Genomic DNA, 19,424 nt, shown 5'->3' on the forward strand with positions numbered 1-19,424 from the left:
CTTTGCGATCTCTTCACCACGTCCGCAGCTTGCCCTTGATTTTCGGTCGGCAAGGACCGGAAATTCACCGGGCCGAAACCCGTCTGCGCCACAACCGACCTCCAGCTTCGCGATCTCCCGGCAGAGGAGACGGCAGGAGGAGCCAAGCGTTGGACGCCAGATCTCCGCAGACCGAGAAGACCATCTTCGTCGATCTCGACGGCACGCTGATCCACAGCGATCTTCTCTGGGAAACCCTGTTCCTGGCGGCGCGCCAGAAGCCGCAGGTCATGCTGCAGGTGCCCGGCTGGATCGCCGCCGGCAAGGCGCGCCTGAAGGCCGAACTCGCCCGTGCCGTCGATTTCGACCCGGCGCTGCTGCCCTATCGCGAGGAGGTCGTCGAACGGCTACGGCGCGCGCGGGCCGATGGCCGCCGTATCGTGCTGGCCACCGGCGCCAACGAGAAACTCGCCCATGCGGTGGCCGACCATCTCGGCCTGTTCGACGCGGTCATGTGCTCCTGCGACAAGGTCAATCTGACCGCGCATCGCAAGCTCGACCGCATCCTCGACGAATGCGGCGAGGACGGCTTCGACTATGTCGGCAATTCCCACGAGGACATTTGCCTTCTGGACAAGGCGGCCGAGGCCCTGGTGGTGGCGCCCGACCGGGCCGCCGCGCGCTGGCAGAAACGCTCGGGCGCCGAACGGATCGACGATGCCGGCAGCCGGCTGCGCCCGGCGCTGAAGGCCATGCGGCCGCACCAATGGCTGAAGAACGTCCTGATCTTCGTGCCGATGGTCCTGACCCACGAATTCTTCAATATCGAGATGCTGGTCGGCGCCATGCTCGCCTTCATCAGCTTCTCTTTCGCGGCCTCCGCCGTCTATATCCTCAACGACCTGCTCGACCTGACCGCCGACCGCCGGCATCGCTCCAAGCGCAACCGGCCCTTTGCCAGCGGCGCGCTGGCGATCCCCACCGGCATCACGCTCGCCGCCGTCCTTCTCGGCACCTCGCTGGGCATCGGCCTGTTCCTGCCCGACTATTATCTCCTCGTCTTAGGCCTCTACCTCGTGACCACGACGGCCTATTCCTTCGCCCTGAAGCGCATGCTGCTGATCGACGTCTTGACGCTCGCCGGCCTCTACACCATGCGCATCGTCGCGGGATCGGAAGCCTCGGGCGTCGAGACCTCGTTCTGGCTGCTCGCCTTCTCGCTGTTCTTCTTCCTGTCGCTGGCGCTGGTGAAGCGCTTCACCGAGCTGCAGGATTTCGGCATCGGCGCCGGGCGCGAGACGACCGGGCGCGGCTATGTGGACGCCGACCTGGAAACGCTCGGCCAGGCCGGCATGGCCTCGGGCTTCGCCTCGGTGCTGGTCCTCGCCCTCTATATCGACAGCATGGAGGGCGCCGAGCAATATACCGAGCCCTTCCTCGTCTGGCCGCTGTGCCCGCTGGTTCTCTACATCATCGTGCGGATCTGGATTCTGGCCCGCCGCAACCAGATGCACGAGGACCCGGTCGTCTTCATCATGAGCGACTGGCGCAGCCAGGTGATGATCGCCGGCGGCGGCCTCCTGTTCCTCCTGGCCGCCATTGTCTGAGCCCCGCTACGAGAGCTGGGGACGGCCGGCCCGCACGCCGCGCCGGGCGATCGCCGGCTGCGACCTGCCGCGATTGTCGCCCGCCGAGGTGCAAGGGCGGGCAGGGAGCGGCGACGGCACCTTCCTGCCCTTCGGCAATGGCCGCTCCTATGGCGACAGTTGCCATGACGATGCCGGCACGCTGATCGACAGCCGGCCAGGCGCCCGCATCCACGCCTTCGATCCGCAGACCGGACTGCTTACCGCCGATGCCGGCGTGCTGTTCAGCCAGATCACCCGCCATGTCGCGCCGGCTGGCTGGTTCCTGCCGGTGACGCCGGGCACCCAGTTCGTCACGCTGGGCGGCGCCATCGCCAACGACATCCACGGCAAGAACCACCATCGCCGCGGCACCTTCGGCGCCTGGGTGGAGTCGATCGTGCTCGACCGCTCCGACGCCGAGCGTCTGCATTGCAGCCGGGACGCCCATCCCGAACTCTTCGCCGCGACGATCTCCGGCATGGGGCTGAGCGGGCTGATCCGCGAGGCGACGATCCGGCTTCTGAAGGTGCCGTCGCTGACGATCGCCGAGACGACGACCCGCTTCGACAGGCTGGCCGACTATTTCGAACTGGCCGAGGCGGCGGACGAGCACCATGAATATGCCGTTGCCTGGATCGACTCGCTGGCCACGGGCCGGGCGCTGGGCCGCGGCCATCTGATCGCCGGCGACCATGCCTCCGACGGCGAACGGACCGGCATCGCCCGCGCGCCGCTCGCGGCGGTGCCCATCACGCCGCCGATCAGCCCGCTGCGGGGCCTTGCCCTGCGCGCCTTCAACGAGGCTCATTATCGCAAGGCCCGCCCCGGCACGACGCAAAGACTGGTCTCCTTCGACCAGTTCTTCTATCCGCTCGACCGGGTCGGCCGGTGGAACCGGCTCTACGGCCCGCGCGGCCTGCACCAGCACCAGAGCGTCGTGCCGGCGACCACCGGGCCGGAGGCCGTGCGTGCCCTCATCGAATGCGCCCGCAGCCACAAGCAGGGCTCGTTCCTCACCGTGCTGAAGCGCTTCGGCGACAGACCGAGCCCCGGCCTCACCAGCTTTCCGCGACCGGGCTACACGCTGACCCTCGACTTCCCCCATCGCGGCGAGATCACCTTGAAACTGCTGGTCGAGCTCGATCGAATCACCGTGGCGGCCGGCGGCGCGGTCAATCCCTACAAGGATGCCCGCATGTCGCCCGACACCTTCGCGGCGGGCTTTCCACGCTGGCGCGAACTGGAAGCGTTGCGCGACCCGGCCATCGTTTCCGATTTCTGGAAGCGGACGGCGCTGCGGCTCGACACGACATCAACGAAGACGCCCAAGCAACTGTAAAGCCGTCAGGTTGCGGCAAAGGGTTTGTTTACCGTGACATGAAGCGTCGCTCGCCCGGCGGCGCGAATACGCCGATCTTAAAACATATCACACGGGTTTCCCTTAGATCAGCTTCAGCAGATCCGGCCGGTCCGGACGTTGGAACGAGGCAGTGCCGATGGCGAAATTCCTTCCCTTCATCCTGTTCACGGTGTTCACCAACGCCGCGGCGCAGGTGATGCTGAAATACGGCATGATGCAGCTCGGGCCGCTGAGCTTTGCCGGCGTCAATCCGATCCTGAAGATCCTGCAGATCGTGTTCAGCCCCTGGGTGTTCCTCGGGCTCTGCACCTTCGTGATCTCCATGGCCTCGCATCTCTACGTCCTGTCCAAGGTCGAACTCTCCTTCGCCTATCCCTTCCTGTCGCTGGCCTATGTGGCGGTGGCGGTCTTCGCCTATTTCGTCTTCCGCGAGGACCTCAACGCCCTGCGCATCGCCGGCATCGGACTGATCTGCGTCGGCACGATCCTGATCGCCCAGGGCGGCACCACGATCCACGGCGAGGAGCCCGCGCTCGACGTCGCCCAGGCTCCTGCAAACGAGGTTTCCCGATGAAGCACGTTCTCTTCGGCGGCGACGGTTTCGTCGGCCGCCATCTGGCCCAGAAGCTCGTCGCCGACGGCGAGAGCGTCCTCGTCGCCGACATCGTCAAGAGCGACCTGCCTCATTACGCCCAGTGCGAGTTCCTGCACACCGACGTCACCGATCCGGCCGCGGTGCGCGCCGTGCCGATCGCGGCGGACGACATGGTCTACAATCTGTCGGCCAAGATGCTGTCGCCGATCATGCCGCGGGCCAAGCGCCACGATTTCTTCTATCCGGTGAACTATCACGGCACCAAGCACATCATGGAAGCGATGGGCGAGGCGGGGGCGACGAAGCTCGTCCACTTCACCACCGACATGATCTACGGCCACACCAAGGTCTATCCGATGACCGAGGAGCACCCGGTCTCGCCGCTCGGCGAATACGGCCAGTCCAAGCTCGACACCGAGCATCTGGCGGCCGAATGGCGCGAGCGCGGCATGGACATCACCCTGTTCCGGCCCCGCCTGATCATCGGCCCCGGCCGTCTCGGCATCCTGGAGAAGCTGTTCAAGCTGATCGACGCCAATCTGCCGGTGCCGATGATCGGCTCGGGCCGCAACCCGTATCAGTTCATCTCGGTCTTCGACTGCGCCGAGGCGGCGCGGCTGGCCTGGAAGGCGGGCGTGCCCAACGAGGCCTACAATCTCGGCTCCTTGAACCCGCCGCCGGTGAAGAAGCTGCTCGGCGACCTGGTCAAACATGCCGGCTCGAAGTCGCTGTTGATCCCGACGCCCGGCTGGGCGGTCAAGCGCACGCTCGACTTCCTCGACCTGATCAACATGCCGCTGATGGATCCCGAGCAATATCTCATCGCCGACGAGATGTGCGTGCTGGACGTCGGCAAGGGCGAGCGCGACCTCGGCTGGGTGCCCCGGTACCGTGACGGGGACATGCTGATCGCCGCCTATTCCGAATACCGGGCCAAGCGCGAGGGCCATGCCCCCGCCGCCGGTTCGTACCCGCAGCCGGCCGAGTGAGCCGACCCTTAGCGAGGAGAGACACGATGCTCGACCGTCCCATGGCTGCGAACCCCGACCTCGCCCCGACCCATCGTCGCGGGCCGGCCAAGCCGAACCTTTTGACCGTCGAGGACGCCAAGGCGCTCGACGTCAAGACGACGGCGGACCTGTTCAAGGACTACATCAACCCCGGCCAGTTTCATTTCATGAAGCTGCTCGGCTTTCACAAGGTGAAGGTCGAACGCGCCGAGGGGATGTATTACATCGACCAGAACGGCCGGAAGATCCTCGATTTCTTCGGCGGCTTCGGCTCGCTGGCCTTCGGCCACAACCATCCGCGCATCATCGAGGCGCGCCAGCGCTTCCAGGACGAGCGCCGGCACGAGATCGCCATCGCCTTCCTGTCGCAATATGCCTCGGCGCTGGCCAAGAACCTGGCGGCCTGCTCGCCCGGCGATCTCGACATGGTCTTTCTCGGCTCCTCCGGCTCGGAAGCCATGGAAGCGGCGATCAAGGTCGCCGAGCGTGCCTCCGGCCGCAAGAACTGCAAGATCGTCCATGCCGAGAACTCCTTCCATGGCAAGACCAAGGGCGTCCTGTCGCTGACGGATTCGCCGCTCTATCAGGGCGAGTTCAAGCTGGTCGGCAACACCTGCAAGGTGCCCTTCGGCGATCTCGAGGCTCTCACCAATGCCATCCGCAGCGATCCGGAGATCGGCGTCGTGGTGCTGGAGACGGTGCAGGGCGGCGGCGGCATCATCACCGCCTCGACGGATTACTGGCAGGGCGTGCGCGCGCTCTGCGACAAGCACAACGTGCTGTGGGTCGCCGACGAGGTGCAGTGCGGCTACGGGCGCACCGGCCGCTTCTACGCCTTCGAGCATCACGGCGTGGTGCCGGACGTCACCGCGCTGGCGAAATCGCTGGGCGCCGGCAAGGCCGCCGTCGGGGCGATGATCGCCCGGCGCGAGGTCTACATGAAGGCATATGGCACGCCGAAGACGGCGATGATCCATGCCCAGGCGACCTTCGGCGGCATCGGCGAGGCCTGCGTCACCGCCATCGAGGGCCTCAACGTCCTCTATGACGACGATCTGATCGGCAATTCCGCCGAGGTCGGGGCCTATCTCCTGGAGCGCCTGCAGGCGATCCAGGCGAAATACCCGTCCATCGTCAAGGACGTGCGCGGCCAGGGGCTAATGGTCGGCCTCGAGTTCCACGACTTCTCGCGGACCCTGCCGATGGCGCTGCGTCCGATGGTGGCGATCCTCGACGACAAGCTGAAGGGCTCGCTGTCCGGCTTCGTCGGCGCGCTCCTGCTGCGCGATCACGACGTGCTGGTGGCCTTTACCGAGTACAATCGCAACGTCATCCGGCTGGAGCCGCCGCTGATCTGCGACGAGGGCCATGTCGACCAGTTCTGCGACGCGCTGGACGCGCTGCTCGGCCGCGGCATCGTCTCCATCGTCAAGGACTTCATCCGCTCCCAGATGGGCTGACCGCCGGGCACCCCCCGGGCGACCAACACGAAAAGGCCGGGCAGTCGCCCGGCCTTTATGCGTTTCGGACGGGGAACGCAGCAAAGCACCTTCAGGTGGCAAGAGCTTCCGAACGGGCGAGGTTGGGGCCGCAGGGAAATAGCGAGGTCGGGTTTGGAGCGGAATGGCAGCTTTCCAACTGGTTTTGCGAGAAAGCCGCCCTTTGAACGGCAGATGCCTATCAATGGGACGGTGCGTTTCCTGTCGGAATGCGAGCGATAACCTTGATCTCGAAGTCGAACCCGGCAAGCCAATTGACGCCGATTGCCGTCCAGTTCGGATAGGGCGCTTCGGGGAAAGCTTTGCTCTTCGCCTCCATCACGGCAGGAAACTGGCTTTCCGGATCCGTGTGGAACGTGGTCACGTCTACAATGTCGTCGAAGGTGCAGCCGCCTGCAGCGAGGGTCTTCTCGAGATTGGAGAAGGCCAGACTCACCTGCCTGGCAAGATCGGGCTCTGTCGAACCGTCGGGATGACTGCCTACCTGACCGGACACGAACAGAAGATCGCCCGAGCGGATGGCGGCGGAATATCCGTGGGCTTCGTAAAGGGCATGGCGGTTGGTCGGGAAGATCGCGTCGCGTTTGGCCATGATTGGACTCCTGTTGCCGGACCGGCGTCGAACGCACCGGATTGCGACCGGGCTTTATCCACGCTTCCGAGAGAGGTATACGCAGTGTATGTGAGACATATCACATACGAAGCGTATTTCAAACAGATACGGCACGTATGTCGAGCGGGAGATTGTCATGCAGGCCAAACGCCGTGCTCAGACTATGGAGGAGAACCGCGCCAAACTTATTTCGGCTGGCCGTCGAGCCTTCGCTCTGAACGGCTTTGCCGCTTCCTCGATGGACGATCTGACGGCTGAAGTCGGATTGACGCGCGGCGCGCTTTATCACAACTTCGGTGACAAGAGGGGACTGCTCGCCGCCGTCGTAAGCGAGATCGACGGGGAGATGGCTGCGCGGGCACAAGAGGCTGCTGCGACCGCCACCGATGATTGGGAGGGCCTCGTCGCGGAAGGCACTGCCTATATCGAGATGGCTCTCGACCCAGAGGTGCGGCGGATCGTTCTCCTGGACGGTCCCGCCTTCCTCGGCGACCCCTCGCTTTGGCCGAGCCAAAACGCCTGTCTGGGCGCGACGAAACAGATCGTTTCCAAGTTGATGGCCGCTGGCACGCTCAAGCATGTGGATGTTGAGGCCGCGGCGCGTCTCTTGAACGGAGCCGCTTTGAACGCCGCATTGTGGGTTGCCGCGAGCGACGAATCCCATGCTGTCCTGCCAAAGGCGATCGAGGCCTTTCGCGTCATGGCCGAAGGCCTGCGCGCCGAACGAGTGCCGCATCCGGCTCGGCACGAACCTTGAGAAGCACGCCCGACGGAAAGTCGCCGCTTGGTGGACGCTTCACGGTATTGATAGGATTGAATTCGGTCGCCGACGGAACGGCAGCTTTCGTTGTCCCGGGGTCGAAAACGGCCTGTTCGCGATCGGCCGGTGGAGGTTCGCTCTCTCCACAGATGGCTTAGCGCAACCTGGTCCTAGCGCGTCTTGTTGCGCCTTCCGCCTGTGCCGCCGGCCCAGGGGGTCTTGGCGAGGTCGCTCTCGGCGTTCTCGTCCTGCAGCTTGCGCCAGCGCTCGAGCCTTTCGCGATCGATGGCGCCTGCGGCCACCGCCGCCTGGACGGCGCATCCCGGCTCATGCGCGTGAGTGCAGTCGCGAAAGCGGCACTGCGCCGCCTGTTCCGTGATCTCGGCGAACAAGATGTCGAGGCCGTCGGCGACGTCGCTGACCTGCAAGGTCCGGATCCCCGGCGTGTCGATCACCCAACCGCCGCCTGCAATCGGGTGAAGGGAGCGGGCCGTCGTGGTGTGACGCCCCTTCGCATCGTCTTCCCGAATGGAGCCGGTCTCCTGCTGCAGTTCCTCGGTCGCGCCGACCAGCGTGTTCACCAGGGTCGATTTGCCGACGCCGGATGAGCCGACCAGCGCGACCGTTTGCCCGGGCTTGCACCATTGCGCCAGGGAAGCTGTCGCATCGCTCGATTTTGGATTGACGATCACCACCTCGAGCCCGCGCTGCAGTGCGCGGGCCTGATGCTCGTATGAGGCGAGATCGTCTGTGAGATCGGCCTTCGTCAACAAGATGACCGGCTCCATTCCTGCCTGGTTGGCCCAGGCAAGATAGCGTTCGAGCCGGGCCGGACTGAAATCCAGGTTGCAGGATGTCACGATGAACAGCGTGTCGATGTTGGCCCCGGCAAGCTGCGGAACCGTGCCGCCGGAAACGCGACGCTGGATGACGGAGCGTCGCTCGAGGCGGCGCTGGAGAAGGAGGGTGGCGGGGTCGATGAGAACGAAGTCGCCGACGGCGAAATGGCTCGTCGTGACGTCGGACGTCAGGACCGGTTCGACCGGCCCATGTGGCGACAGGGCCGTGAGCCGCGAGCGGTGGACCCTCGCGATACGAACAGGCTGCAGATCCGCATCGTCCGGCGTGATCTGTTCGGCAAAGAACGAACTCCAGCCAAGGGCGGAAAGCAGCTCATGGTCTGCGGTTTCGGCGCGCGTGATCAATGGGGCGTCCGATGAGAAAGGGCTGTCGCCATCTGCTCTCCAATATCGAGGCTGGGCTTTCCTGCCATCATGTCTTGTTCCTCAACGCGTGAAAGCGGCAGATCCGGACGTCTTATCGAAACCCGTTCGGTCTCGATACAAGATCCCGTTCAACGCACGATCGGGTGTGCGTCAGAACCACGTCCAGATTGCGGGCGGCGACCGCCGCGGCGCTCCCGCTGCTACTGTGGTGGCAGCAGCTCGTTGCGGACATAGGCGTCCCAGCAGGGCGAGAGCTGGATGCGGCTGTGACCGGCCAGACCCGGCGCGTAGAGGTCGCGCAGCAGGCGGTTGGCCACGGTGACCGGGCAGAGCGGGTAGAGCAGCAGGTCCGTTTCCTTCACCGAGGCCAGCACGGCTTGGTCCGGGTCCGGCACGGCGCGGAACGGATCGGCGCCGATGGCGATGCCGCGCGGCGCCTGCCGGTCGAGCAGCCACGGGAAGGGATTGACGAAATTGAGGTTCATGATCGTCTCGAAGCGCACGTCGCGTGCCGCTTCCAGCGCCTCGATCGCCTCGACCGCCTCCTCGACCCCCATCAGCCAGGTCAGGTGGAAATCCGGTTCGCTGTAGAGGGTGAAGCTCGGCAGCTGCTCCTCGTCCGCCAGATGGTCGAAGGCTTCGGGAAAGCGCTGGTAGGTGTCCAGCATCACCGTGGCGCGGCGGATCAGCTCCGGCCGCTGCGAGACGGCGGCGAGCGTGCCGAGGCGGGGCGCGTCGAGATCGACATAGGCGATCTGCCCGACAAGGGCGCGGGCGCCGCGATGGATCACCTGCACGAAGGTCGGCAGGGCGCTGGCGGCGACGAGGCTGAGGATCAGCGCCAGCCGCCATGTCGGCGCGCCGCCGGCCCGCACGAGGATGCGCAAGAGCACCGGCCAGACGAAGATGAAGGCGAGACCGCCGGTGTTCTGGGTTTCCACGAACAGCGCCGCGAAGCTCACCACGCCAAGCCAGAAGACGTCGCGGTCGATGAGCGCCGCCAGAGCGGCGACGCGCCGCGAGCGGACAAGCGTGGTCGTTGCTTGCAGAATGTCGGGCAGCCCGATGAGCCCCAGCGCCGCGATCAGGATCGCCAGCGGCCCGAAGGCCATGAAATGGATCGAGGCCGCCTGCAGGAAGCGCGGCAGGATGCTGCCTTCGTTCAGCGCCACCAGCGCGGCGATGTCGCCGACATAGGCGCTGACCACACCGGTCGTCAGTTCCAGGAGCGCCAGCACGGCGAGGAAGCCGAGAAGCGCCCCGATCGCGGTACGCAGGGACACGCGTCCGGCGGCGAAGGCGAAGGCGCAGATCAGCGCGCCGCCAGCAAAACCGGTGATCTTGACGAGAAACAGCCCCAGCATCGTGCCGGTGATCGTGATGAGCAGCGTCGTGCGGCCCTTGGCGAAGACCAGCCCGGCCGTCAGCACGTAGAGCAGCAGGCACATCTGCCGGTTGTAGATGCCGAAGCCATCCACGCCGGGAAAGCTGTAATAGGTCTCGACATTGATCGGCAGGATCTGGAAGACCAGGAACGGCACCAGCAGCGCCAGGGCGACGAGCCGCGAACGGCCGTCGACATCGGCCAGCACCAAGGCCAGCAGCGGCGCGGTGACCGCCATCAGCGACCATTGCGCGATCAGCAGCGGCTGGCCGTCGGGAAACAGCTTCACGAACAGGGCGAAGAGCCAGTAGCCCAGCGGCCCGACCGGCGTGAAGAAGTCGACGCCGGGAAGCTGACCGCTCCAGATGCGGTTCGCCGCGTCGAAATAGATGAACAGGTCCCAGTAGAAGGCGCCGATCGGCAGCGTCAGCTTCAGGGTCAGGAGGGCGGCGAGGACGGCGCAGACCAGCGCGAGGAGGATGAGCGGCGAGGTGAGGGCGGATTTCACCGTTCCGGCATCCTGTCGGTCAACGGAGGAAATGAGCGTCACGGATCCGTCCCATCGCGATCTGTCTCGGAACGGTATCCTCCCCGAACATGGTTAACAAAACCCTCCCGGCAGGTTGGTCCGGTCTGCCGGCGGCCAGGCTGCGCCGTTCGCCCGACAGCCGATGTCGCAAAGAGACTGCGCGTGCGCCAAACGCTCCACTAGGCTCGACACGCCGCTACGGCAGTCTGGCAGACGAGGGGTGGTCATGCAGGATCGGGCGCAGGCAGTGGTCATCGGCGGCGGCGTGGTCGGCGTGTCGACGCTCTATCATCTGGCCCGCAAGGGCTGGACCGACAGCGTCCTGATCGAGCGGCGCGAACTCACCTCCGGCTCCACCTGGCACGCCGCCGGCCTTCTGCCGCTGTTCAACATGAGCTACGCCGTCGGCCAGCTGCACCGCTATTCCGTGCGCTTCTATCGCGAGCTGCAGGAGGAGACCGGCATGAATGTCGGCTTCTCCAACGTCACCAACATCCGGCTGGCGCGCACCAGGGACCGCTGGGACGAGTACATGTATTATGCCGGCGTCGCCGAGACGATCGGCGTGCCGGTCAAGCTCCTGACGCCTGCCGAGCTGAAGGAGATCTGGCCGCTCTGCGAGACCGACGGCATTCTCGGCGCGATCCAGCATCCCGAGGACGGCTACATTCAGCCCGCCGACCTGACCCAGGCGCTGGCCCGCGGCGCCCGCGATCGCGGCGCCACCATCCACCGCAACACCACCGTCAGCGCCATCGAGCAGCTCGCCTCCGGCGAGTGGAAGATCGTCACCGACAAGGGCGAGATCGTCTGCGACCACGTCGTCTCGGCCACCGGCAATTTCGCCCGGCGGACCGGCCGGATGGTCGGGCTGGACGTGCCGGTGATCCCGGTCGAGCACCAGTACATCGTCACCGAACCGCATCCGGCGATCGTCGAGCGCCGCCGCCAGGGCCTGCCGGAAATGGGGGTGCTGCGGGAAAGCGACTCCTCCTGGTACATGCGCGAGGAGAATGGCGGCCTGCTGCTTGGCCCCTACGAGATCGGCGCGCCCTGCTGCTATCTCGACGGGCCGGACGCAGACAGCGAATACGAGCTCTTCCAAGAGGATCTCGACCGGCTGATGCCGCATATCGAGACCGCCATCGCCCGCGTGCCGGCCTTCGGCGAGGTCGGCATCAAGAAGGTCTATAACGGCGCCATCGCCTATACGCCCGACGGCTCGCCCATTGTCGGCCCGGCGCCGAGCCGCACCAATTTCTGGCTCAACGAGGGCCATTCCTTCGGCATCACCGCGGCCGGCGGGGCCGGCTGGCAGCTCGCCGAATGGATCGTCGACGGCGAGCCCACCGTCGATCTGGCCGGCGTCGATCCGCGCCGCTTCGGCCCCTATGCCGGCGAGGGCTATCTGCGCGCCAAGAACGAGGAGGCCTATGCCAATGTCTTCTCGGTGCATTATCCCGACGAGGAGCGCGCCGCCGCCCGCCCGCTGAAGACCTCGCCCTCCTATGAGCGGCAGAAGGCGCTCGGTGCCGTTTTCGGCTCCGTCTATGGCTGGGAGCGGGCCAACTGGTTCGCGCCCGATGGCTATGCGGTGCCCGAAGCCGAACTCGATGTCGGCGCCGACGTCCTGATGAAGCACAACCATGCGCCGGCCGATCACACCGGCCGCATCCGCGAGCGCTGGTCCTTCCGCCGCTCCAACTATTTCGAGCATGTCGGCGCCGAGGTGCGGGCGGTGCACGAGGCCGTCGGCCTCCTCGACATGACGCCCTTCGCCAAGGCCTATGTCAGCGGGCCGAACGCTGCCGCCTGGCTCGATGGCCTCCTCGCCAACCGTATTCCGAAAACGCCGGGCCGCGTGGCGCTCTGCCATCTCTTGACCCCGGCCGGCGGCGTGCGCTCGGAGTTCACCGTCTACAAGGCCGGCGCGGAGAGCTACTATATGGTCTCCGGCGGTGCCTATGAGGGCATCGACCACGACATCCTGCAGAAGGCGCTGCCGGGCGACGGCAGCGTGGCGATGCAGCCCGTGACCCACGCGCTCGGCGTCCTCGTCGTCGCCGGCCCGAAATCGCGCGACGTGCTGGCGAAGCTCACCCGCACGGACCTGTCGAACGCAGCGTTTCCCTGGCTGACCGGACAGCGCCTGTCGGTCGGCCCGGTGGCCTGCACCGCGCTTCGGGTCAATTTCGTCGGCGAACTCGGCTGGGAACTGCACCACCCGATCGAGATGCAGAACGCGCTCTACGACCTCCTGATGGAGGCCGGCGCCGAATTCGGCATCCGCCCCTTCGGCATTCGCGCCATGGGGGCGATGGCGCTGGAGAAGTCCTACCGCCAGATCCCGCGCGAACTGTCGATCGAATACAATGCCTTCGAGTCGGGCCTTGAGAGGTTCGTTCATCCCAACAAGGGCGATTTCGTCGGACGGGATGCGGTGGTAGCGGCGCGCGAGAACGGCCCGCGCTGGCAGTTTGCGACCCTCGAGGTGCACGGCGTCACCGACGCAGACGCCCGCGGCTCCGAACCGGTCTATGCCGACGGCGTGTTGGTCGGCCGCGCCACCAATGGCGGCTTCGGCTGGCGGGTCGGCAAGAGCCTGGCCCTGGCGATGCTCGATCCGGCCCATGCCGGCGAGGGGACGCGGCTGACGATCCGCATCCTCGGCACGCTCCACGAGGCCACGGTGATCGGCGAAAGTCCCTTCGACCCGGAGAATGTCCGCCTGCGCGGCTGACATGGAACGGGCCGCCCGGCCACCCGTTGCTGGCGCAGCTTCCGCCGCCCGCGCATGCCGCCGGCGGCGTTTTTCATCATCGAAAGGACGATCCCATGCCCCATACGACGCCCATGCCCGGCGACAAGGCGCCGGCCCTCAAGGTCGCGATGAGCGACGGCGGCCAGCTCGATCTGGCAAACGACAATCCCGAGAACTTCTCGCTGGTCTTCTTCTATCGCGGCGTTCACTGCCCGATCTGCAAGAAGCAGATCGGTGAACTGGCGAAGCGTCGCGAGGAATTCCGCGCCAAGGGCTTCAACGTCCACGCCGTCTCGATGGACGACGAGGCACGCGTCCAGCGCCAGAAGGCCGAATGGGACCTCGCCGGCATGCCGGTGGGCTACGGCCTCAGCGAGGAGAGCGCCCGCGAATGGGGCCTCTACATCTCCTCCAAGGCGCAGGATTCCGAGCCGGCCCGCTTTGCGGAGCCGGGTCTGGTGGCGGTTCGCCCGGATGGCACGATCTACGCCATGTGGCTGCAGACGGTGCCGTTCACGCGGCCGAGCCTCGACGATCTCCTCGGCGGGCTGAGCTTCGTCGTCGACAAGGGCTACCCGACCCGCGGTGAACTGGCGGCCTGATCGGCCTGGCTGGCAGGCGAGGGTCGAGGTGACGCCTTTGTGAATTGCGCGGCCGGCCATCCGGCGTGACGCTTCCATAATGGGACAACGCACCCTGATCCTCGCCTTCCTGTCGGCGGCGCTGGCGCTTCTGCCGGCGCTGACCGGACATGCGGCGGCCGGCGCCCAGCAGCGCGGCCTGCGCGACCTTGGCTCCGCTCTCGGAGCCGGCCCCGACGACGGCATGAGGGTCGACGCCGAACTGGTTCTCGCCGTCGACGTCTCCTGGTCGATGGATCGCGGCGAGCAGGAGATCCAGCGGGCCGGCTACGCCGCCGCCTTTCGCAGCGAGGATGTGCAGAAGGCGATCCTCGGTGGCCCGCATGGCCGGGTCGCCGTCGCCTATATCGAATGGGCCGGCACCCTGTCGCAGGCAGTCGTGGTGTCCTGGACGCTGATCGATTCCCGCGAGGCCGCCGATGGCTTCGCCTATCGCCTGCAGACGGAGGAGCCGGATCGCGAGCGGCGCACCTCGATCTCCTCGGCCATCGACTATGCCGCGACCCTCTTCGACGACAATGGCTATGCCGGCCTGCGGCGGGTCATCGATATTTCCGGCGACGGGCCGAACAACCAGGGCCGGATAGTGACCGAAGCGCGCGATGCGGCGGTCGCCCGCGGCATCGTCATCAACGGCCTGCCGCTGATGACCACCGGCGGCTTCAGCTCATGGGGCTCGATCCCCGATCTCGACCGCTACTACGCCGAATGCGTCATCGGCGGCCCCGGCGCGTTCATGATCCCGGTCAACGAATGGGACCAGTTCCCGGCCGCCGTCCGCCGCAAGCTGGTGATGGAACTGGCCGATGCCTGGCCCGACCCCGCCCCGCAGGCGCCTGCCGTGGTGCCGGTGCAGGAGACGGCCAGCAGCGACTGCCTGATCGGCGAGCGTCAGTGGCAGGAGCGGCAGCGCCGCTGGATGGAGGATTTCTAGCTCCGCGGCTTCGGAGAGGCCCGTGACGCGCCGCCCGTCAGGCCGGGGCGAGGACCGAACGCGTGGCGCGCTCCTGCTGGGGCGAGCGCGAATAGAGTTCGCGGTAGCATTTGGAAAAATGCGAGGCCGAGACGAAGCCGCTGGCCACCGCGATCTCGACGATCGGCAATTGCGACTGCAGCAGCAGGTGGCGGGCCCGGTCGAGCCGGATCTCCAGATAATAGCGCGCCGGCGAGCGGCCCATTTCCCGGTGGAACAGCCGCTCCACCTGCCGGCGTGACAGGCCGACATCCTCGGCGATCTCGACCAGCGACAGCGGGTCGGCAAGATTGGCCTCCATGATCTCGATCACCCGCAGCACCTTGGAGTGCTGCACGCCGAGCCGGGCGCGCAGCGGCAGGCGCTGGCGATCCTGTGAACTGCGGACCCGGTCGGTCAAAGCCTGCTCGCAGACCCGGTTCACCACGTCCTCGCCGAGATCGTCGCCGATCAGCGTCAGCATCATGTCGAGGGCGGCGGTGCCGCCGGCGCAGGTGTAGATGTTGTGGTCGATCTCGTAGAGATCGGCATAGGCGTCGACCCGCGGGAAGGCTTCCGAGAAGCCCGGCAGGTTCTCCCAATGGATGGCGCAGCGCCGGTCGGCCAGAAGCCCGGCGCGGGCGAGAATCCACGCCCCGGTGCAGAGGCCGCCGACGCTGATGCCGCGCTGGTGGCTCTCGCGCAGATAGGAGAAGCTGGTCTTGTCGGTGAAATCCTCGACGAAGACGCCGGAACAGGCAAACACCATCGAGGGCCGGTGCTCGGACGGCAGCGCCTTGCGTTCGGCCTCCACCGAGCTGGTGACGGCCACTTCGACGCCATTGGAGGCGCGGACCGGCTGGCCGTTCGGCGAGGCGAGGCGCCAGCGATAGATTTCGCGGCCGACGACGCGATTGGCGATCCGCAATGGCTCGATGGCGGTCGCGAAGGCGATCATCGAGAAATTCGGAACGAGCAGGAAGACGATGGTCCGCTTCGGGCCGGAGCCCGGACCCTCGCTCGCGCCGGGCCGGGGCTTGTCGATCAGGCCGCCCGCATTTCCTGGACCCATACCGCCCGCTCCGCATCAAGGGCCATTCACGCATCGCGTGCGCGGCCCAAGGTGGAGTGGAATGACGGGTTTCGCAAGCCGGGAACGGCCGCCGATGTCAGACAGTCGGCGGCGATCGGCGGGTGCGGATTACTTCTTGCCCTTGCGCGCCTTGCGGGCGGCGTAGCGGGCGTCGCGCTCGGCCTTCTTGGCGGCCTCGTCGGCGACCATCTGCGCCAGCGGCCGGTTCTTCTCGGCCTTGCGGGCCTCTTCCTCGGCGAGCCGCTCGGCTTCCGCCTCGGCGTCGCGCTCGGCTTTCTCGCGGGCCTTCACCTCGTCCTCGGCACGCTTCTTGGCGAGGCGCTCCTCACGGGCCGCTGCGATCTCCGCGCGTTCCTGCCGGGCCTTTTCGGCCTCGGGGCTGTCCAGCCGCTCCTTGGCCTTCTGCAGCAGCGCCATCTTGGCGTCGCGGGCCGCATTACGGCGTTCGGCGAAATCGGTATCCTTGGGCTTCAAATCATCACCAGTGGTCGTCGGTACGGCGCCGCGCAATGCCTGCGCGGATTTCGGGGTCGCCTGTCATCGCTATGGATGCTGTTGGATAGGCCTCCGCGCGTCCCGGCGCAACGGTTGGCGGGCAAAACTTCGACCGTTTCTCGCCGATTCGGCGGAAATTCTGGGCCTGACGGGCCGAATCTGCAGCCTGTGTTGCAAAGCACCGCCGCGTTCGCGCTCACGCCTGGCGTTCGCGCGCCCGCGATCCAGCCCGGCGCCGGCGCCCGTCGCCGACGGGACTGCCGCCAATGTCGGGGCGCTTCGAGACGACGCTGCCGTCCGCGCCGCGATTGGGCAGCGGCTGCACCCGGCAGAGCTCGGGATAGGCGTCGAGCTTGTTGGGAAAGGCCATGGCGGCGACGAAGTGGCGCTGGAAGTCGGGCTCCAGCGCGGTCTCGATCTTGGTGATGCGGGTGACCGTCGCCTCGATCTCGCGGCGATAGGCGCGGTTGAGCAGCGCCATGCGGGCGCCGGCGCCCGCGGCGTTGCCGATGGAGCCGCATTTGGCAAGATCGCAATCGGGCACCAGTCCCAGGATCATCGCATAGCGCGGCTCGATGAAGGAGCCGAAGGCGCCGGCCAGCGCGATCCGGTCGATGCGGATCGGCGCGGCCGTCGCGGCGGTCTCTGGCACGGGAAGGGGCGGCGGCAGGGGGATGGCCGGTTCGGCGGCCCGGCCGGCCTGCGCGGCAAACAGCGCGTCGGCGAGGGCCGGGCCTCGGCCGGGTCGAGGTCGAGCGGCAGATCGTCCGAAGCGGCGGCGGGTGCGGGGGGCGGCGCCGGCGCGGCGGGTGCAGGCGGAACCGCGAACCGGTCCATCAGCAGCTTGATGCCGGCGTAAAGGGCCGCCTTGCCGAGCTGGATCGCGCGGATGTCGGTCTGCAGGACGCGGATCGTCTGGTCGGCCGTCTCGTGCAGCACATAGGCGAAGGTGCGGCCCTCCCGCACGATCCGCGGCGAACGCGCGGCCAGCGCGCCGTCGATGACGCCGTCCTCGGTGACGATCCCGGCAAGAAACATCTCGGCGATGACCTCGATGATGCCCGAGCCGCAGATGCCGGTGACGCCGACGGCCTGCGCGGCCTCGGCGAAGCCCGGCTCGTGCGACCATGTATCGACGCCGATCACCTTGAAGCGCGGCTCCAGCGTCTCGGGATCGATCCGCACGCGTTCGATCGCGCCGGGTGCCGCGCGCTGGCCGCTGGAAATCTCGGCGCCCTCGAAGGCCGGGCCGGTGGGCGAGGAGGCCGCCAGCAGCCGGCTGCGGTTGCCCAGGACGATCTCGGCATTGGTGCCCACATCGACGATCAGCATGGTCTCGTCCTGCCGGTGCGGCCCCTCCGACAGGGTCACGGCGGCAGCATCGGCGCCGACATGGCCGGCGATGCAGGGCAGCAGATAGGCGCGCGCCGCCGGATGCAGCGTCAGGTCGAGGTCGCTGGCCGGCACGGCGACGGCGCCCGAGACCGCCAGCGCGAAGGGCGCCTGGCCGAGCTCGGTCGGGTCGATGCCGAGAAACAGATGATGCATGATCGGATTGCCGACGAAAACGCAGTCCATGATATCGGCGGTGGCAATGTGCGCCTCCGCCGCGACCTCTTCGATCAGGGCCTGGATCGCCGCGCGGACCGCCACGGTCATCTGCGGCCGGCCCTGCGGGTTCATCATCACGTAGGACACCCGGCTCATCAGATCCTCGCCGAAGCGGATCTGCGGATTGGGGGCCCCGGCCGAGGCGATGGTCGCGCCGGACAGCAGCGAGGAGAGATGCAGCGCGATGGTCGTCGAGCCGATGTCGACCGCGATGCCATAGGCCTCGTTCTTCAGACCCGGATAGAGGCCCATGAGGCGTGGACGCTCGTCGTCGCGGTCCAGCGCGATGGCGCAGGTCACCTTCCAGCCGCCACGGCGCAGGATCGCCTGGACCTCGGGCAGGATCGCCGGATCGACGATCGGCGCCGCCACGTCCCAGTCGCGTTCCAGCGCCGCGAAGATCCGGTCGAGATCGCCGAGCGGCGCGTGCATGTCGGGCTCGGCGACCTCGATATAGAGGAGGCGGATGGCCGGATCGCGAGGAAAGTCGCGGGTATCGACGGCCTTGCGCACGACGGCGGAATTGACCGCCATGCCGGTGGGCAGGTCGACGACGAGATCGCCTTCGATGGTCGCCGAGCAGGACAGGCGGCGCCCCGGCGGGAACGGCCGCTTGGCCGCGTAGCGGGCTTCTTTCGCCGACCAGGCGGAGAGATGGTCGGCGGCCGAGACGATCTTGTGCTTGGCGAAGACGCCTTCGGCGACCTCGATCTGGCAACGCCCGCAGATGCCGCGCCCGCCGCAGACGCTTTCGACATAGACCCCGAGCGTGCGCGCCGCATCAATGACGGGCGTGCCGCGGGGAAAGCGACCGCGGCGGCCGGACGGCATGAACAGGACGAGGGGATCGGCGGCCGTCGTCATCGGCGCGCCGCGTTCTGGCTGAGGCTTACTGGGCGAGACGCTTGCGGTTGGCGCGCACGCGCTGGGAATAGGGCTTCAGACCGGCCGAGAGGATCGTGTCGCCGTGGTTGCTGCCGCGACCGGTGCCGGTCACCGTTGCCATGGCGACAGAGGTCATCGCCTCGATGGTGGCGAGGTTCATCGCCACGATGGATTCGCCGGCCGCCTGCAACTTTTCGCTCAGCATGCGGGAGACTTCGTCGCGATCCTTGGCCTGCGGCGACGCGGCGGCCATCGAGAACTGGGTCAGGCGCGTGCCGATGACAAAGGGCGACATCAGCATCAGCGTCGTGAGTTCCGCCGCCGTCTTGGGTGCGTGGAAGAAGGACGCGGGGTTCGGATTGCGGCTCATGCGGGGTGTTCCTTGTTCGGTAGTTGCTACCAA

At 66.9% G+C, this 19,424-nt stretch carries 16 protein-coding genes and 1 pseudogene; 9 read left to right on the forward strand and 8 right to left on the reverse strand.

Going from position 1 to position 19,424, the window contains the following annotated elements; genetic code table 11:
- Window positions 1-149 precede the first annotated feature (149 nt).
- The 5 genes from H9Q09_RS07935 to H9Q09_RS07955 all read left to right on the forward strand — a co-directional run bounded on the left by H9Q09_RS07935 (window position 150) and on the right by H9Q09_RS07955 (window position 6,032).
- Window positions 150-1,586: a UbiA family prenyltransferase gene (locus tag H9Q09_RS07935; protein ID WP_187390578.1), complete on the forward strand. Its 1,437-nt coding sequence runs from the start codon at window positions 150-152 to the stop codon at window positions 1,584-1,586.
- The gene (locus tag H9Q09_RS07940) at window positions 1,579-2,946 is read left to right on the forward strand and encodes an FAD-binding oxidoreductase (protein ID WP_187390579.1); all 1,368 of its coding nucleotides are present in this window, start codon (window positions 1,579-1,581) and stop codon (window positions 2,944-2,946) included. Before H9Q09_RS07935 ends, H9Q09_RS07940 begins: the two co-directional genes overlap by 8 nt.
- 157 nt (window positions 2,947-3,103) lie before the next feature.
- Window positions 3,104-3,541 (forward strand): EamA family transporter, encoded by a 438-nt coding sequence (locus tag H9Q09_RS07945; RefSeq protein WP_024351380.1) that lies wholly within the window; start codon window positions 3,104-3,106, stop codon window positions 3,539-3,541.
- Entirely contained in the window at window positions 3,538-4,551 is a 1,014-nt protein-coding gene (locus H9Q09_RS07950) for an NAD(P)-dependent oxidoreductase (RefSeq protein ID WP_187390580.1), read from the forward strand. Before H9Q09_RS07945 ends, H9Q09_RS07950 begins: the two co-directional genes overlap by 4 nt.
- A gap of 41 nt (window positions 4,552-4,592) precedes the next feature.
- Window positions 4,593-6,032, forward strand: a complete 1,440-nt coding sequence (locus tag H9Q09_RS07955; protein ID WP_246716063.1) for an aspartate aminotransferase family protein — start codon at window positions 4,593-4,595, stop codon at window positions 6,030-6,032.
- 220 nt (window positions 6,033-6,252) lie between these two features.
- On the opposite strand, the gene H9Q09_RS07960 is transcribed toward H9Q09_RS07955, so the two are convergent.
- A complete protein-coding gene (locus H9Q09_RS07960; protein ID WP_187390582.1) occupies window positions 6,253-6,663 on the reverse strand; it encodes a RidA family protein in 411 nt (136 codons plus the stop codon).
- A 157-nt stretch (window positions 6,664-6,820) separates the two neighbouring features.
- Here H9Q09_RS07960 and H9Q09_RS07965 point away from each other — a divergent pair, with 157 nt between their 5' ends.
- On the forward strand, window positions 6,821-7,441 hold the full coding sequence (locus H9Q09_RS07965; protein WP_187390583.1) for a TetR/AcrR family transcriptional regulator: 621 nt from the start codon (window positions 6,821-6,823) through the stop codon (window positions 7,439-7,441).
- A 173-nt stretch (window positions 7,442-7,614) separates the two neighbouring features.
- Here H9Q09_RS07965 and rsgA read toward each other — a convergent pair whose 3' ends face one another.
- Both rsgA and H9Q09_RS07975 read right to left on the reverse strand, forming a co-directional pair.
- On the reverse strand, window positions 7,615-8,649 hold the full coding sequence (gene rsgA, locus H9Q09_RS07970) for a ribosome small subunit-dependent GTPase A (RefSeq protein ID WP_187390584.1): 1,035 nt from the start codon (window positions 8,647-8,649) through the stop codon (window positions 7,615-7,617).
- Window positions 8,650-8,870: 221 nt separating this feature from the next.
- Window positions 8,871-10,562, reverse strand: a complete 1,692-nt coding sequence (locus tag H9Q09_RS07975; protein ID WP_348646288.1) for a hypothetical protein — start codon at window positions 10,560-10,562, stop codon at window positions 8,871-8,873.
- Window positions 10,563-10,809: 247 nt separating this feature from the next.
- Here H9Q09_RS07975 and H9Q09_RS07980 point away from each other — a divergent pair, with 247 nt between their 5' ends.
- The 3 genes from H9Q09_RS07980 (at window position 10,810) to H9Q09_RS07990 (ending at window position 14,919) form a co-directional block, all read left to right on the forward strand.
- Window positions 10,810-13,323 carry an FAD-dependent oxidoreductase gene (locus H9Q09_RS07980; RefSeq protein WP_187390586.1) on the forward strand — a complete coding sequence of 838 codons (2,514 nt, stop codon included), beginning with the start codon at window positions 10,810-10,812 and terminating at the stop codon, window positions 13,321-13,323.
- Between the two features lie 95 nt (window positions 13,324-13,418).
- A complete protein-coding gene (locus tag H9Q09_RS07985) occupies window positions 13,419-13,946 on the forward strand; it encodes a peroxiredoxin-like family protein (RefSeq protein WP_187390587.1) in 528 nt (175 codons plus the stop codon).
- Between the two features lie 79 nt (window positions 13,947-14,025).
- A complete protein-coding gene (locus H9Q09_RS07990; RefSeq protein ID WP_187390588.1) occupies window positions 14,026-14,919 on the forward strand; it encodes a DUF1194 domain-containing protein in 894 nt (297 codons plus the stop codon).
- A 37-nt stretch (window positions 14,920-14,956) separates the two neighbouring features.
- Here H9Q09_RS07990 and H9Q09_RS07995 read toward each other — a convergent pair whose 3' ends face one another.
- The 5 genes and pseudogenes from H9Q09_RS07995 to H9Q09_RS08010 all read right to left on the reverse strand — a co-directional run bounded on the left by H9Q09_RS07995 (window position 14,957) and on the right by H9Q09_RS08010 (window position 19,391).
- A complete protein-coding gene (locus H9Q09_RS07995) occupies window positions 14,957-15,895 on the reverse strand; it encodes a GlxA family transcriptional regulator (protein ID WP_246716065.1) in 939 nt (312 codons plus the stop codon).
- 243 nt (window positions 15,896-16,138) lie between these two features.
- Window positions 16,139-16,504, reverse strand: coding sequence for a DUF6481 family protein (locus tag H9Q09_RS08000; protein ID WP_228241586.1), 366 nt, complete (start codon window positions 16,502-16,504; stop codon window positions 16,139-16,141).
- A gap of 217 nt (window positions 16,505-16,721) precedes the next feature.
- Window positions 16,722-17,141: pseudogene (locus tag H9Q09_RS22435) on the reverse strand (ASKHA domain-containing protein); the annotation flags it as partial.
- Complete coding sequence (locus H9Q09_RS22440) at window positions 17,081-19,000, reverse strand: ASKHA domain-containing protein (RefSeq protein ID WP_246716052.1); 1,920 nt, start codon at window positions 18,998-19,000, stop codon at window positions 17,081-17,083. The pseudogene H9Q09_RS22435 and the gene H9Q09_RS22440, both read right to left, overlap by 61 nt.
- Window positions 19,001-19,025: 25 nt before the next feature.
- On the reverse strand, window positions 19,026-19,391 hold the full coding sequence (locus H9Q09_RS08010; protein ID WP_187390590.1) for a hypothetical protein: 366 nt from the start codon (window positions 19,389-19,391) through the stop codon (window positions 19,026-19,028).
- Window positions 19,392-19,424: the final 33 nt, after the last annotated feature.

This window comes from Aurantimonas sp. DM33-3 (genome assembly GCF_014334315.1).
GTDB classification, from domain to species: domain Bacteria; phylum Pseudomonadota; class Alphaproteobacteria; order Rhizobiales; family Rhizobiaceae; genus Aurantimonas; species Aurantimonas coralicida.

Coding starts and splice junctions, on each gene's coding strand:
- H9Q09_RS07945 (WP_024351380.1), top strand. CDS start 3,104: ATGGCGAAATTCCTTCCCTTCATCCTGTTCACGGTGTTCACCAACGCC.
- H9Q09_RS07950 (WP_187390580.1), top strand. CDS start 3,538: ATGAAGCACGTTCTCTTCGGCGGCGACGGTTTCGTCGGCCGCCATCTG.
- H9Q09_RS07955 (WP_246716063.1), top strand. CDS start 4,593: ATGGCTGCGAACCCCGACCTCGCCCCGACCCATCGTCGCGGGCCGGCC.
- H9Q09_RS07960 (WP_187390582.1), bottom strand. CDS start 6,663: ATGGCCAAACGCGACGCGATCTTCCCGACCAACCGCCATGCCCTTTAC.
- H9Q09_RS07965 (WP_187390583.1), top strand. CDS start 6,821: ATGCAGGCCAAACGCCGTGCTCAGACTATGGAGGAGAACCGCGCCAAA.
- H9Q09_RS07980 (WP_187390586.1), top strand. CDS start 10,810: ATGCAGGATCGGGCGCAGGCAGTGGTCATCGGCGGCGGCGTGGTCGGC.
- H9Q09_RS07985 (WP_187390587.1), top strand. CDS start 13,419: ATGCCCCATACGACGCCCATGCCCGGCGACAAGGCGCCGGCCCTCAAG.
- H9Q09_RS07990 (WP_187390588.1), top strand. CDS start 14,026: ATGGGACAACGCACCCTGATCCTCGCCTTCCTGTCGGCGGCGCTGGCG.
- H9Q09_RS07995 (WP_246716065.1), bottom strand. CDS start 15,895: ATGATCGCCTTCGCGACCGCCATCGAGCCATTGCGGATCGCCAATCGC.
- H9Q09_RS22440 (WP_246716052.1), bottom strand. CDS start 19,000: ATGACGACGGCCGCCGATCCCCTCGTCCTGTTCATGCCGTCCGGCCGC.
- H9Q09_RS08010 (WP_187390590.1), bottom strand. CDS start 19,391: ATGAGCCGCAATCCGAACCCCGCGTCCTTCTTCCACGCACCCAAGACG.